General features: G+C 63.2%; 14 protein-coding genes. 8 read left to right on the top strand and 6 right to left on the bottom strand.

Annotated elements, in window-relative coordinates:
- Positions 1–19: 19 nt before the first annotated feature.
- Positions 20–1,786, top strand: coding sequence for an N-acetylglucosamine-specific PTS transporter subunit IIBC (gene nagE, locus AB6809_RS23865; RefSeq protein WP_371027338.1), 1,767 nt, complete (start codon positions 20–22; stop codon positions 1,784–1,786).
- A 127-nt stretch (positions 1,787–1,913) separates the two neighbouring features.
- Here the strand turns inward: nagE and rpoH are convergent, their stop codons facing one another.
- Entirely contained in the window at positions 1,914–2,849 is a 936-nt protein-coding gene (gene rpoH / locus AB6809_RS23870) for an RNA polymerase sigma factor RpoH (RefSeq protein WP_006048050.1), read from the bottom strand.
- Positions 2,850–3,209: 360 nt separating this feature from the next.
- Between rpoH and AB6809_RS23875 the strand changes: the two genes are divergently transcribed.
- Together AB6809_RS23875 and AB6809_RS23880 are read left to right on the top strand one after the other, a co-directional pair.
- Positions 3,210–3,773 carry an acyloxyacyl hydrolase gene (locus AB6809_RS23875; protein WP_053857471.1) on the top strand — a complete coding sequence of 188 codons (564 nt, stop codon included), beginning with the start codon at positions 3,210–3,212 and terminating at the stop codon, positions 3,771–3,773.
- A 39-nt stretch (positions 3,774–3,812) separates the two neighbouring features.
- The gene (locus AB6809_RS23880; RefSeq protein WP_006048048.1) at positions 3,813–4,196 is read left to right on the top strand and encodes a nuclear transport factor 2 family protein; all 384 of its coding nucleotides are present in this window, start codon (positions 3,813–3,815) and stop codon (positions 4,194–4,196) included.
- A 2-nt stretch (positions 4,197–4,198) separates the two neighbouring features.
- Here AB6809_RS23880 and ybiB read toward each other — a convergent pair whose 3' ends face one another.
- The gene (gene ybiB, locus AB6809_RS23885) at positions 4,199–5,170 is read right to left on the bottom strand and encodes a DNA-binding protein YbiB (RefSeq protein WP_371027339.1); all 972 of its coding nucleotides are present in this window, start codon (positions 5,168–5,170) and stop codon (positions 4,199–4,201) included.
- A 251-nt stretch (positions 5,171–5,421) separates the two neighbouring features.
- On the opposite strand from ybiB, the gene AB6809_RS23890 reads away from it, so the two are divergent.
- Together AB6809_RS23890 and maiA are read left to right on the top strand one after the other, a co-directional pair.
- Positions 5,422–6,120, top strand: coding sequence for a fumarylacetoacetate hydrolase family protein (locus AB6809_RS23890; protein ID WP_371027340.1), 699 nt, complete (start codon positions 5,422–5,424; stop codon positions 6,118–6,120).
- A 26-nt stretch (positions 6,121–6,146) separates the two neighbouring features.
- Entirely contained in the window at positions 6,147–6,791 is a 645-nt protein-coding gene (maiA, locus tag AB6809_RS23895; RefSeq protein WP_006048045.1) for a maleylacetoacetate isomerase, read from the top strand.
- A 97-nt stretch (positions 6,792–6,888) separates the two neighbouring features.
- Here the strand turns inward: maiA and ftsY are convergent, their stop codons facing one another.
- On the bottom strand, positions 6,889–8,100 hold the full coding sequence (ftsY, locus tag AB6809_RS23900; protein ID WP_371027341.1) for a signal recognition particle-docking protein FtsY: 1,212 nt from the start codon (positions 8,098–8,100) through the stop codon (positions 6,889–6,891).
- 255 nt (positions 8,101–8,355) lie between these two features.
- Here ftsY and rsmD point away from each other — a divergent pair, with 255 nt between their 5' ends.
- From rsmD to AB6809_RS23915, 3 genes are all read left to right on the top strand, one after another.
- Complete coding sequence (rsmD, locus tag AB6809_RS23905; RefSeq protein WP_053857475.1) at positions 8,356–8,970, top strand: 16S rRNA (guanine(966)-N(2))-methyltransferase RsmD; 615 nt, start codon at positions 8,356–8,358, stop codon at positions 8,968–8,970.
- Between the two features lie 112 nt (positions 8,971–9,082).
- Entirely contained in the window at positions 9,083–9,598 is a 516-nt protein-coding gene (coaD, locus tag AB6809_RS23910) for a pantetheine-phosphate adenylyltransferase (protein ID WP_006048042.1), read from the top strand.
- A gap of 63 nt (positions 9,599–9,661) precedes the next feature.
- A complete protein-coding gene (locus AB6809_RS23915; RefSeq protein WP_013337947.1) occupies positions 9,662–9,919 on the top strand; it encodes a YfhL family 4Fe-4S dicluster ferredoxin in 258 nt (85 codons plus the stop codon).
- 82 nt (positions 9,920–10,001) lie between these two features.
- On the opposite strand, the gene hisC is transcribed toward AB6809_RS23915, so the two are convergent.
- The 3 genes from hisC to AB6809_RS23930 all read right to left on the bottom strand — a co-directional run bounded on the left by hisC (position 10,002) and on the right by AB6809_RS23930 (position 12,610).
- Positions 10,002–11,081: a histidinol-phosphate transaminase gene (gene hisC, locus AB6809_RS23920; RefSeq protein ID WP_371027342.1), complete on the bottom strand. Its 1,080-nt coding sequence runs from the start codon at positions 11,079–11,081 to the stop codon at positions 10,002–10,004.
- Positions 11,082–11,239: 158 nt separating this feature from the next.
- Positions 11,240–11,842: an aminoacyl-tRNA hydrolase gene (pth, locus tag AB6809_RS23925; RefSeq protein ID WP_307251461.1), complete on the bottom strand. Its 603-nt coding sequence runs from the start codon at positions 11,840–11,842 to the stop codon at positions 11,240–11,242.
- A gap of 150 nt (positions 11,843–11,992) precedes the next feature.
- The gene (locus AB6809_RS23930; RefSeq protein WP_006048038.1) at positions 11,993–12,610 is read right to left on the bottom strand and encodes a 50S ribosomal protein L25/general stress protein Ctc; all 618 of its coding nucleotides are present in this window, start codon (positions 12,608–12,610) and stop codon (positions 11,993–11,995) included.
- Positions 12,611–12,759 lie beyond the last annotated feature (149 nt).

Below are 12,759 nucleotides of genomic sequence, written 5' to 3' on the forward strand. Positions count from 1 at the left end.
CAAGGATTGGAGGTAATCAATGGATGGGAATCCGTTTCTGAAGATACAGCGCCTGGGACGCGCGCTGATGCTGCCTATCGCGGTGCTGCCGGTTGCCGGCCTGCTGCTGCGCCTCGGCCAGCCCGATGTGTTCAACATCAAGATGATCGCCGACGCCGGCGGCGCGATCTTCGATAACCTGCCGCTGCTGTTTGCGATCGGCGTGGCCGTTGGTTTTGCGAAGGACAACAACGGCGTCGCGGGTCTCGCGGGCGCGATCGGTTACCTGATCGAAGTCGCGGTGATGAAGGACATCAACGACAAGCTCAACATGGGCGTGTTGTCGGGGATCGTGGCGGGCGTCGTCGCGGGACTGCTGTACAACCGGTACAAGGACATCAAGCTGCCGGATTACCTCGCGTTCTTCGGAGGGAAACGCTTCGTGCCGATTGTCACGGGCGTGGTCTGTCTCGCGCTCGGCATTGTGTTCGGCTACGTGTGGCAGCCGGTGCAGGGCGTGATCGATACGGCCGGCCATTGGCTGACCACGGCGGGCGCGTTCGGCGCATTCGTGTTCGGCGTGCTGAACCGGCTGCTGCTCGTGACGGGTTTGCATCACATCCTCAATTCGCTGACGTGGTTCGTGTTCGGCAGCTTCACGCCGCCGGGCGGCGCGGCGGTGACGGGCGACCTGCATCGCTTCTTCGCGGGCGACCCGACTGCCGGAACGTTCATGACGGGCTTCTTCCCGGTGATGATGTTCGGCCTGCCGGCCGCGTGTCTCGCGATGTTCCATGAAGCACCGAAGGAGCGCCGTGCGGTGGTGGGCGGCTTGCTGTTCTCGATGGCGCTCACGTCGTTCCTCACGGGCGTGACCGAGCCGATCGAATTCAGCTTCATGTTCCTCGCGCCGGTGCTGTACGTGATCCACGCGTTGCTGACGGGTCTCGCGCTCGCGATCTGCTCGGCGCTCGGCATTCACCTCGGCTTCACGTTCTCCGCGGGCGCCATCGACTACGTGCTGAACTACGGTCTGTCCACCAAGGGCTGGCTGGCGATTCCGGTTGGCATCGCGTATTCGGTGGTGTACTACGGGCTGTTCCGCTTCTTCATCCGCAAGTTCAACATGGCGACGCCGGGCCGCGAACCGGCCGCTGCCGACGAGCAGGTCGAATCGTTCACGGCTGGCGGCTTCGTTTCGCCGGCTGCCGGCGCGGCCGTGCCGCGTGCGCAGCGCTATATCGCGGCGTTGGGCGGTGCGGCGAATCTGTCGGTGGTGGATGCGTGCACGACGCGTCTGCGTCTGTCCGTCGTCGATTCGAACAAGGTCTCCGAGAGCGAACTGAAGACGATCGGCGCGCGCGGCGTGCTCAAGCGCGGCGCGACGAACGTGCAGGTAATCATCGGACCGGAAGCGGACATCATCGCGGATGAAATTCGCACGGTGATCGGGCAGGGCGGCGGTGACGCGGTTGCGGCAAAGCCGGCTGCTTCGGCTGCGGCTGCAGGCGTGGCCGTTGCAACTGGCGCGGCGAACGGTCCGCTCGATCCCGATCCGTTGCGCTGGCTCGCGGTGTTTGGCGGCGCGGGCAATGTGGTGTCGCTCGATGCCGTCGCGGCGACGCGTCTGCGTATCGTCGTGCGCGATCCGTCGGCGGTGGATCGTCAGCGTCTCGCCACGCTCGATACCGCGTGGGTGTCGGCGGACACGTTCCATATCGTCGTCGGCGATGCTGCGCGGCGTTACGCCGAAACGCTGGCGACCCGCATGCCGGCGAGCGGCGGCGCGGCGCCTTTGCCAGCGTGATTGGATGACGGCGGCAGCCAGGCTGCCGCCGCTCACTTCGCGCTGAGAGATCACAGCGCGTATAAAAAAACCCTGCCGTCGTGAGACGGCAGGGTTTTTCACTTACAGCGGTTATTCGAAATGAACGTTACGCGTACTCGGTCAGCGCGCCGCGCATCTTCTTCATCGCGCTGGCTTCGATCTGGCGAATGCGTTCCGCCGACACGCCGAACTCGTCCGCCAGTTCGTGCAGCGTCGAGCCGCCCGAACCATCGTCCTGCACCTTCAGCCAGCGGGCTTCGATGATGCGGCGGCTGCGGGCATCGAGTGCCTCCAGTGCCGTCGCGATACCGTCGCTCTGCAGCTTGTCGCGCTGACGCGAGGCCAGCACGGCGGTCGGCTCGCTGTGCGAGTCGGCGAGATACGCAATGGGCGCGTACGACTCTTCGCCGTCTTCAACCTGGCCTTCCAGCGCGATGTCACCGCCCGACAGGCGCGTTTCCATTTCGGCTACTTCTTCGCGCTTGACGTTCAGTTCCTTGGCGAGACCTTCGATCTCGTCCGGCGTGAACGAGCCCAGGCCCTGCTTGTGGCTGCGCAGATTGAAGAACAGCTTGCGCTGCGCCTTGGTCGTGGCGACCTTCACCATGCGCCAGTTGCGCAGAATGTATTCGTGGATCTCGGCCTTGATCCAGTGCATCGCGTACGACACCAGACGCACGTTCTGTTCGGGATCGAAGCGCTTCACGGCCTTCATCAGGCCGATGTTGCCTTCCTGGATCAGGTCGGCGTGCGGCAGCCCGTAGCCGAGATAGTTGCGCGCGATCGAAACGACCAGCCGCAGGTGCGACAGCACGAGCCGGCGCGCGGCCTCGAGGTTGTCGTGCTCGCGGAATTCTGTGGCGAACTGGCGTTCTTCTGCCGGCGTCAGCATCGGAATCCGATTTACGGCCTGGATGTAGGCGTCGATGTTGCCCAGTTGACCGGGCAGCAGGGAGGAATGCGAGAGCGCCAGCGCACCTGCCGGAGCGGCCTTAGCCGACGACGGGCTCAGAGTACTCGGAAGGGTCAATGCATGGCTCACGTGGAAAACTCCTTTGGAATCAGGCAAAAGCTTGTTCAGGTAACGACTCCAGCGTTGGATGTTAGCACTCTCGTTTTCCGAGTGCTAATACTTAGAGGCCGTAGGGGCTTCCAAGTTCCGTAAATTCCTATCGACATCAAAGATTCAATAGCCATGATACGCCCCTTCAAAGCGCAATGCAGAGACGTATTAATTACCTGACAAAGCGCCTTCATTTATCACTTTCGACCGATTTTTTCACTTTTTAACGTCAGTAATTGCGAAAATTTAAGTTTCTTAAGATGATCCGCCGACTTCGGATTCTCTTTAGAATAAGCAAGACTGTTACAGATCGTTCAACCTGTTGAGCTCGGGTGTCAGATGAACAACAAAAAGAATGTCGTGCGTGGACTGGCTCTAAAAAGCGTCTGCGCGGCCCTGCTGTTTGGCCTTTCAGGCGTCGCCGCAGCGGATCAGTTCGGCATCCAGGTCGCCGGCGGCCTCGGCGATCACCATGTCAAGAAGCTGGATCTCGGCTTTGTGTGGGACCCGAATCTCACGTGGTGGCAGATCGGCGACTGGCATTTCGCGCTGATCGGCGAGGCGCACGTGGCCTGGTGGCATACGAACGAAGGCAATGTGCACGAGAACATCGGCGAAATCGGTGTGACGCCTATCATTCGCTTCATCAAAGGATCGGGAACGATCCGGCCTTTCGTCGAGGCCGGCGCGGGCGTGCGGCTCCTCACGAGCCCGAGAATCTCTTCGACCTTCACGCTTTCCACGGCGTTCCAGTTCGCCGATATGGCCGGCGTCGGCGTGCAATTCGGCGGCCGTCAGCAGTACCAGGCCGGCTACCGCTTCCAGCATGTGTCGAACGGCGGTATCAAAGAGCCGAATCCTGGTATAAATTTCCACCAGCTATATCTGCAATATAACTTCTGACCGTGGCCGCTACGGCTCACCGGTACAAGGGGCTGAGCAATGGCGGCAAAGACAATCGAGGCGATTCGCGGGCTGGAGCGGGAACGCTTTCGCGCAATGGTCGACGGCGACGGGCAGTCGCTCGACGCGCTGCTCGCCGACAACCTGAGCTACGTCCACACGAACGGCAAGCGCGAAACGAAGCAGCAGTTCATCGACGGCATTACGGGCGGACGCCGCCGCTACCGACAGATCGAAGTGCAGACGCAGGACGTGCTGCCGGTCGGGCGGGAAACCTGCGTCGTGACGGGCCGCGCGCTGATCGAGATGGAAGCGAATAACGGCGCGCTGCTTTTCCCCATTGCCTACACGGCGATCCACACGCAGGAAGAGGGCCAGTGGCGCCTCATTGCGTGGCAGGCAACGCGCTGCGCAATCGAGTGAGCTTACGACGGCGTTCTGGCGACATCCACGATCAGTTCGACTTGCCGCTCGATCGCGCCGGGCACCGGCGCCTCGCCGCGCAGCACGGCGCTGATCCACGCCGCGGTCGTCGCGGCGTCGCGCGCTTCGGGTAATTCGACCTCCGGCGCGTCGCGCGACGAGCGCTCATGCGGCACGCGCGTCTCGCGGATGCCGTCGTGCAGCCAGTCGATCTGCACCTGACGCCGCGTGTCGGCCACTGCTTCGCCTTCGGTGCCGCGCGCGAGCAGCGCGCCGCCCTGCGCCGCCTCGGGATGCGCGCTGAAGAGTTCCGTCAGGCTGTCCCGATACGGCGGATGCGTGTAGTTCACGAGCCGCAGTCCGGCGGGCGCGAACGGCTGGAGAATTTTCACCAGCGTGTGCGTCGAGTTGCGCACGCCCATGCGCCGACGCAGCGCGAGCAGATGCGCGAGCTTCGGCGCGAGAACATCGATGGACGCAAAGGCCACGCGCCGCTCGGCGAGGCCGTCTTCGATATCGTCGTGCGAGCTTGCGTGCGGAATCCGCAGATGCGTGAAAATTTCGGCGCTCGTCACGCGGCCGGGATCGTCGGTGACGCCGTGCACGAGAACCGGCACGCCCTCGCGCGCGAGCAGCAGTGCGAGGAGCGGCACGAGATTCGGCTGCTTGCGCGCGCCGTTGTAGCTCGGGATCGACACCGGGCTGAACTCGCCCGGCGGCAGATGAACCGGCTCGAACGACGCATGAGCGCCGGCGAGCATCGCGGCGAGTTCGTCGGCGGTTTCGCCTTTCACGCGGTAGGCGAGCAGGATCGCGCCGAGCTCGAGTTCGCCGACGCGGCCGTCGAGCATGGCGGTGTAGAGCGCGCGGGTGTCGTCGGCGGTGAGCGCGCGGGCGCCGTTCGGCCCGCGGCCGATCTCCTTGATGAAGCGGGCGCACGGGAACGGGTTGGCGGTGTCGGCGGAGTCTGTCATGAGGGCAATGGACTTGCTGGCGCGCCGATTTTGAGCCGGCCGCCACGGTATTCAAGGGACGTTGTCTGGTGTGAGTATCGCATCTATGGCGCTGCGGCGAGATCCTGGCAACGGCGTGGCAATGGCGCGGCGCTGTCGCGAACGGCTGCCGGACTGACGCGCGCCGCCTGTTGCCGCGCGTTAAACTGGCTGTCTGTTTGTCTGTCTATCGCCGCGCCGCGGCTCGTGTCTATCAAACAACGGAGAACCGGATGAGTTACGTATTTGCACCGGCACCGGTAGTTGCAGTGCCGGTTGTCGGGTCTAGCGAGCAGTTCCCTGTGCGTCGCATTTACTGCGTCGGCCGCAATTACGAGGCGCATGCCCGTGAGATGGGACACGATCCGGATCGCGAACCGCCGTTTTTCTTCGCCAAGCCCGCGGATGCCGTTCTGTATGTGCCGCCGGGCGAGACGGGCGAATTCCCGTATCCGTCGCAGTCGAAAAACGTGCACTTCGAAATGGAACTGGTCGCGGCCATCGGCAAAGGCGGCAAGGACATTCCGGCCGACCGCGCGCTGGATCACGTCTACGGCTACGCGCTCGGCCTCGATATGACGCGCCGCGATCTGCAGGCCGAGGCGAAGAAGCTCGGGCGTCCGTGGGATACCGCAAAGGGCTTCGATCACTCGGCGCCGCTCGGGCCGATCCATCCGGTTTCTACGGTCGGCCACGTCGGAGAAGGCGCGATCTGGTTGTCCGTCAACGGTGAGGACAAGCAGCGTTCGGACGTGTCGCAGCTCATCTGGTCGGTGGGCGAAACTATCGCTTATCTGTCGACGCTCTTCGCGCTGCAACCCGGCGATCTCATCTTCACGGGCACGCCGGAAGGTGTCGGCGCGGTCGTGCGCGGCGATCTGATGAAAGGCGGCGTGGATCGGCTCGGCGAGTTGAGCGTGCGCGTCGTCTGACGCGGGGATGGGGAGGAGACAACAACATGAAGCTCTACAGCTATTTCCGCAGTTCGGCGTCGTATCGCGTGCGCATCGCGCTCAACGTGAAGAACCTGCCGTACGAGTATGCGCCCGTGCATCTCGTGCGGGACGGCGGCGAGCAGTTGAAGCCCGAGTACCGCAAGCTGAACGCCGACGGCATCGTGCCGACTCTGGTGGACGGCCACGAGGTCATGCCGCAATCGCTCGCGATCATCGAGTATCTGGAGGAAACGCATCCGGAGCCGCCGCTTCTGCCCAAGGCGCCGCTCGATCGCGCGTATGTGCGTTCGGTGGCGTTGCAGGTGGCGTGCGAAATTCATCCGCTGAACAATCTGCGGGTGCTCAGGTATCTGAAACACACGCTTTGTGTCGACGACGATGCCAAAGACGCGTGGTATCGGCATTGGGTGGAAGCCGGCTTTGCGGCGCTCGAGACGCACCTCGCGAGCGACGCACGCACGGGCAAGCTTTGCTTCGGCGACGTGCCGACGCTCGCCGACGCCTGCCTGATTCCGCAGGTCTTCAACGCTCAGCGCTTCAAGGTCGATACGGCGAAGTTTCCGACGATCCAGCGCATCTACGATCACGCGATGCAAATCGATGCGTTCGCGCGTGCGGCGCCGGGCGCGCAGCCGGACGCTGAATGAAGTGACGGCGGTGAATGCGAAAAGGGCACTCCGCGGAGTGCCCTTTTTCGTTTGGCTTCGTTTCCCTTCGTTTCCCTTCGTCTGCCTGTGCCGGCGCTCAGCCGCCGAGCAACGCGTCCGAAAACTCCTCGGCGCTGAAGGGCTGCAAATCCTCGACCTTCTCGCCGACGCCGATGAAGTAAACCGGAATCGGCCTTTGCCGCGCGATTGCCGCGAGAATGCCGCCCTTCGCCGTGCCGTCGAGCTTGGTGACGATGAGACCGGTGAGGCCGAGCGCGTCGTCGAAAGCCTTGACCTGTGCGAGCGCGTTCTGCCCGGTATTGGCATCGATCACGAGCAGTACCTCGTGCGGCGCGCCGTCCTGCGCCTTGCCAATCACGCGCTTGACCTTGCGCAGCTCTTCCATCAGATGCAGTTGGGTCGGCAGACGGCCGGCCGTGTCGGCCATCATCACGTCGATCTTGCGCGCCCGCGCGGCGCCGACCGCGTCGAAAATCACGGCGGCAGGGTCGCCGCTTTCCTGCGCGACTACGGTCACGTTGTTGCGCTGGCCCCAGATGGCCAACTGCTCGCGCGCGGCCGCGCGGAACGTGTCGCCGGCGGCCAGCAGCACCGACTGGTCGAAGCTCTGCAGATGCTTGGCGAGCTTGCCGATGCTGGTCGTTTTGCCCGCGCCGTTGACGCCGGCGATCATCATGACGAGCGGCTTGGCTCGCCCGAGCATCAGCGATTTTTCGAGCGGCTTCAGAAGATCGACGAGCAGCGTGCGCAGCGCGGTCTTGACCTGCTGCGGCTCCGTGAGACGCTCAGCGCGCACTTTCTCGCGCAGCGCTTCGAGCAGGAATTCGGTGGCGTCGACGCCTGCGTCCGACATCAGCAGCGCGGTTTCGAGCTCTTCGTAAAGATCTTCGTCGATCTTTGCGCCGACGAAAATGCCGGTGATGCTCGAACTCGTCTTCGACAAACCGGTCTTGAGGCGAGTCAGCCATGAGCGTTTCGCGCTCTCGTCCGGAACCGGCGGCGGCACGATCTCTACCGTTTCGAACGACGCTTCTTCGATATCGGTTTCAGGCTGGGCTTGCGGCGCAAATTGCGGCTCAGCGGCTGCGGGCGGTGTGGCGATGCTGCCCGGCGCATCGGCACGGGCATCGGCACGGGCATCGGCATCGGCATCGGCATCGGCACGCGGCGCGGCCGGTGCTTCTACCGCAGGCGGCTCGTCGAGAAGATCGTCAGGCGCGGTCTGCGATTCGTCTGGCGCGTTTTCGGACTCTTTCGAACCCTTGAATCGTTTGAAAAAGCTGAACATGATCTGGCGTGGTGAGAGCGCGCGCCGAAGCGCGCAGCCGGCACAGCGCCGGCGGGAGCGGCAGGCAGCGTTGCAATGCGGGATGCAGGGCGCTGGAAGCCGCACATTTTATCAGGCGCGCCGTCGTGCGTCGTATCGGCCGAATGGCCAGGGTGGACGCGCGGCGCCCCTGTGGTAACGTTGGCGCTCCAGTCCGCTCGCGTGGCGCTTCGCGTCGATGTGGCGGACGCTTTCCACAAACGTAATCGAAACTGCATGCCCCGTTCTGCTCCTTCACGCGCCCACGGCGCTTCGTCCAAAAGCGGCAAGCCGCACGCGATCCGGATTATCGGCGGCGACTGGAAACGCACGCCGCTGCCGGTGCTCGACCTCGACGGTCTGCGGCCGACGCCGGACCGCGTCCGCGAGACGCTGTTCAACTGGCTTGGGCAACGTCTGGACGGCGAGCGCTGTCTCGATCTGTTCGCGGGCAGCGGCGCGCTCGGTTTCGAGGCAGCGTCGCGCGGCGCCGCGCGCGTGCTGATGGTCGAGCGCAACGCGCGAGCGGCCGCCCAGTTGCGGGCGAATCAGGAGCGCCTCGCCGCACGCACGATCGAAATTGCCGAGGCCGACGGCTTGCGGCTTGCTGCAAGCCTGCCGCCCGCTTCGTTCGACGTGGTGTTTCTCGACCCGCCTTTCGGCGACGATCTGCTGGACAAAGCGCTCGCGCTGGCCGCGCCGCTCGTCAGCGAAGACGGGTTTCTGTATGTGGAGGCCGGCGCGGCTCTGGACGTCGACGCAAACGAAGCGCTGGCCGGGTGGAAAATCGTGCGGGAAGGGAAAGCCGGCGCTGTCCACTTCCATTTGCTGCAGCGCGAAAATGAGGAATAATGCGCCTTCCATAACAAGCGCCGGACGATTTCACGTCACGCGCGCGGCCGGTGCCAAATGCGTCGCGTGGACGCTTTGACGTGCCCATCTGTCTGAAGAGAGGAGAAATCTCATGGTAGTCGCCGTGTATCCGGGCACGTTCGATCCGCTCACACGCGGTCACGAAGACCTCGTTCGGCGCGCGTCGAGCATCTTCGACACGCTGGTGGTCGGCGTTGCCGACAGCCGCAACAAGAAGCCGTTTTTCACGCTGAAAGAGCGTCTCGACATCGCTCATGAGGTGCTCGGCCATTATCCGAACGTGCAGGTCATGAGCTTCAAGGGGCTGCTGAAGGACTTCGTACGGACCAATAACGCACGGGTGATCGTGCGCGGGCTGCGCGCCGTGTCGGACTTCGAATACGAGTTCCAGATGGCTGGCATGAACCGCTATCTGTTGCCGGACGTGGAGACCATGTTCATGACGCCGTCCGATCAGTACCAGTTCATTTCGGGCACGATTGTCCGGGAGATCGCGCAACTGGGCGGCGACGTCAGCAAGTTCGTGTTCCCGTCGGTCGAAAAATGGCTGAAGGAAAAGGTCGCGGCATTGGACGCGGACAACGGCGCTTCGGCGGCGCAGCCGTAACCGGCGTAAACTATCGGTTTGACGGAACGAAGCTGGCTGCGGCCGGCATGAAGTGAGAGAAGTATGGCCTTGATGATTACCGACGAGTGCATCAATTGCGACGTGTGCGAGCCCGAGTGCCCGAACGACGCGATTTCGATGGGCCCGGAAATCTATGTGATCGACCCGAAAAAGTGCACGGAGTGCGTCGGCCATTTCGACGAGCCGCAGTGCATTCAGGTGTGTCCCGTCGAGTGCATTCCGCGCGATCCCGAGCATCTGGAAACGCCGGAAGGCCTGATGGCGAAGTATCACGCGTTACAGGCGGCAAAGAGCGCGTGAAGTTGTGGTCAATGGAATTGAAAACGGCGAGGCGCGGGCCTCGCCGTTTTTTTTGCTGCGCCCCGACTAGCTGATTAGCTGACTAGCTCACGTAGGCGCTGAAGATGTCGCGCAAGGCGTCGAGCAGCACGTCGCACTCGGCGTCGGTTCCGACCGAGATGCGCAGGTGCTGATCGATTCTCGGCGCCTTGAAGTGGCGCACGAAAATTTCCTTCTCACGAAGCCGTGACACCAGCGCCGCCGCGTCGTATCCGGGGTGGCGCGCGAACAGCAGATCGGCCGCCGACGGCACGACATCGAAACCCAGCGCCGTCAGGCCCGCAGCCAGCCGTTCGCGGCTCGCGATCACTTTGGCGCAGGTGTCGCGGAACCACGCTTCGTCCTGATACGCCGCGCGGGCCGCGGCTTGCGCGAGGCGGTCCAGCGGATACGAGTTGAAGCTGTCTTTCACGCGATTGAGCGCGCCGATCAGTTCCGCGTTGCCAAACGCGAAGCCGACGCGCATGCCCGCCAGCGAGCGCGACTTCGACACCGTCTGCACGACGAGCAGGTTCGGATAGCGGTCAATCAGCCCGATCGCCGATTCCGCGCCGAAATCCACATACGCTTCGTCGATCACCACGACTGAATCCGCGTTTCTTGCGACGAGGCGCTCGATGTCCGCAAGCGGCAGCGGACGTCCCGTCGGCGCGTTCGGATTCGGAAACAGGATGCCGCCGTTGGGAACCGCGTAGTCGTCGATGTGGATCGCAAAGGCGTCGTCGAGCGGAATCGTCCGATAGTCAACGTCGAAAAGCCGCGCGTAAGTCGGGTAAAAGCTATACGTGATGTCAGGAAACAGCAGCGGCTTGTCGTGCTTGAGCAAGGCCTGGAAGGTGAGCGCGAGCACCTCATCGGAGCCATTGCCGGCGAAAACCTGATCGGCGCGGATGCCGTGGTACGCGGCCACGGTTTCACGCAGCTTGAGCGCGGTCGGGTCCGGGTAGCGGCGCAACGATTCGCCGGCATCGCCCAGTTCCTCGCGGATTGCCTCGAGCACGCGCGGCGAAGGCGGGTAGGGATTCTCGTTGGTATTCAGCTTCACCGGATGCGCGAGCGCGGGCTGTTCGCCCGGCACATACGGCGTCAGACGGTGAACGATGTCACTCCAATAGCGGCTCAAAGGGTTCTCCGATGCAAAGCGGTCGATCTGGCGCGGCGGGTTCTAAGTCAATGCGATGATCAGCTTGTGTTGTTAAGCGCACGGCCGGCAGAACGCGCCGGTTGCACGCAACGCAGCGGGGCCGTCCCGCGCAAAACAACAGCGCTTACGAATTGCGCTTACGAATTCCGATGCAGTTGCATCATCGCGCGTTCAAGCTCGCCTTTGATGATCTGCGGCATCACTGCCAGCCCACGCTCCATGGCCGCGTCGATCGCGTCCTGCTCTTCGCGGCGCGGCGGTTTCAGCACGTAGTTGGCGACGTCGGGCTTCGCGCTGGCGCGCGCGCTTTCGGGAATCAAATCCCGCGGATGGCCGATGCCGATGCGCAGCCGCCAATACTGCTGCGACGACAGATGCGCGGTGATGTCCTTCAAACCATTATGCCCGCCGCTACCGCCGCCGAGCTTCAGCTTGACACTGCCGGGCGGCATGTCGAGTTCGTCGTGCGCGACGAGAATCTCGTCGGGAAGAATCTTGAAGAACTGCGCCACCGCGACGACCGACTGACCCGAGCGGTTCATATAAGTCTGCGGCTCGAGCAGATGCACTTCCTCGCCGTGAAGCCGTGCCTTCGCGTAAAAGCCGTGGAAGCGTCGCTCGTCGCGAAGGTTCGTGCCTGCGTCGCGCGCCAGTTGATCGACCAGCCAGAAACCTGCGTTGTGGCGCGTCGCGGTGTATTCGGCGCCCGGATTGCCGAGCCCGACGATCAGCTTGATCATGATTGCGTGGGTCCATCTGGCCCGGAAGCAGCGCGCGGCCGAGCCGAAAAAAACCGAAAAAAAACCCGCCGGGGCGAACCTCGGCGGGTCACGTCGACCGTTTCATGGAAACGGATCGAGAGGATTGCTTGCTCAATGCGCGAACGGCGCTTAAGCAGCCGGCGTTTCGCCTTCAGCGGAAGCAGCGTCGCTTTCCGACACTGCGCCAGCCGGGATCGTTGCCGAAGCGACGACCGGGTTTTCAGCGTCGACGTGAGCAACCAGCGACACGCCTGCCGGCAGCGGAATATCTTTCGCGTGAACCGATTGACCCGCTTCGATCTTCGCCAGATCGACTTCGATGAATTCGGGCAGTGCCGACGGCAGGCACTCGACTTCGATTTCATTGATGACGTGCGAGATCACCGCGCTCGCCAGCTTGACTGCCGGGTTCGATTCCTGGTTCATGAAGTGCAGCGGCACCTTGGTGTGCAGCTTCTTCGTTGCGTCGACACGCTGGAAGTCCACGTGCAGCACGAGCTGACGGAACGGATGGTATTGCACGTCGCGCAGCAGAACCTGTTGCGACTTGCCACCGACTTCCAGATCGAGAATCGACGAGTGGAAAACTTCTTTCTTCAGCGCGTGCCACAGCGCGTTGTGGTCCAGTTCGACCAATTGCGTTTCAGCACCAGCGCCATATACGATGCCCGGGGTCTTGCCCGAGTTACGCAGGCGGCGGCTCGCACCCGTACCTTGCAAAGAACGCTCGAAAGCGACAACTTTCATCTTGAATCTCCAATGCACTGCCCGCGACCAGGCAGTAAAAACGGGGCCCGCAAGCCGTTATGGCTGAGGCCCCAGAGCTGCGGCATGAACCTTCGTTCGTTCACGCCGATTGTGCAAAAGCGCGGCGTTGCCTTGTAGCAATGCGCCGC

The organism is Paraburkholderia sp. RCC_158, assembly GCF_041355255.1.
GTDB classification, from domain to species: Bacteria; Pseudomonadota; Gammaproteobacteria; order Burkholderiales; family Burkholderiaceae; genus Paraburkholderia; species Paraburkholderia graminis.

What these genes read in the sequence shown, in the direction of transcription:
- AB6809_RS23890 (WP_371027340.1), top strand. Translation starts at nt 5,422, where the DNA reads ATGAGTTACGTATTTGCACCGGCACCGGTAGTTGCAGTGCCGGTTGTC.
- coaD (WP_006048042.1), top strand. Translation starts at nt 9,083, where the DNA reads ATGGTAGTCGCCGTGTATCCGGGCACGTTCGATCCGCTCACACGCGGT.
- ybiB (WP_371027339.1), bottom strand. Translation starts at nt 5,170, where the DNA reads ATGACAGACTCCGCCGACACCGCCAACCCGTTCCCGTGCGCCCGCTTC.
- nagE (WP_371027338.1), top strand. Translation starts at nt 20, where the DNA reads ATGGATGGGAATCCGTTTCTGAAGATACAGCGCCTGGGACGCGCGCTG.
- rsmD (WP_053857475.1), top strand. Translation starts at nt 8,356, where the DNA reads ATGCCCCGTTCTGCTCCTTCACGCGCCCACGGCGCTTCGTCCAAAAGC.
- AB6809_RS23880 (WP_006048048.1), top strand. Translation starts at nt 3,813, where the DNA reads ATGGCGGCAAAGACAATCGAGGCGATTCGCGGGCTGGAGCGGGAACGC.
- pth (WP_307251461.1), bottom strand. Translation starts at nt 11,842, where the DNA reads ATGATCAAGCTGATCGTCGGGCTCGGCAATCCGGGCGCCGAATACACC.
- AB6809_RS23930 (WP_006048038.1), bottom strand. Translation starts at nt 12,610, where the DNA reads ATGAAAGTTGTCGCTTTCGAGCGTTCTTTGCAAGGTACGGGTGCGAGC.
- AB6809_RS23875 (WP_053857471.1), top strand. Translation starts at nt 3,210, where the DNA reads ATGAACAACAAAAAGAATGTCGTGCGTGGACTGGCTCTAAAAAGCGTC.
- maiA (WP_006048045.1), top strand. Translation starts at nt 6,147, where the DNA reads ATGAAGCTCTACAGCTATTTCCGCAGTTCGGCGTCGTATCGCGTGCGC.
- AB6809_RS23915 (WP_013337947.1), top strand. Translation starts at nt 9,662, where the DNA reads ATGGCCTTGATGATTACCGACGAGTGCATCAATTGCGACGTGTGCGAG.
- ftsY (WP_371027341.1), bottom strand. Translation starts at nt 8,100, where the DNA reads ATGTTCAGCTTTTTCAAACGATTCAAGGGTTCGAAAGAGTCCGAAAAC.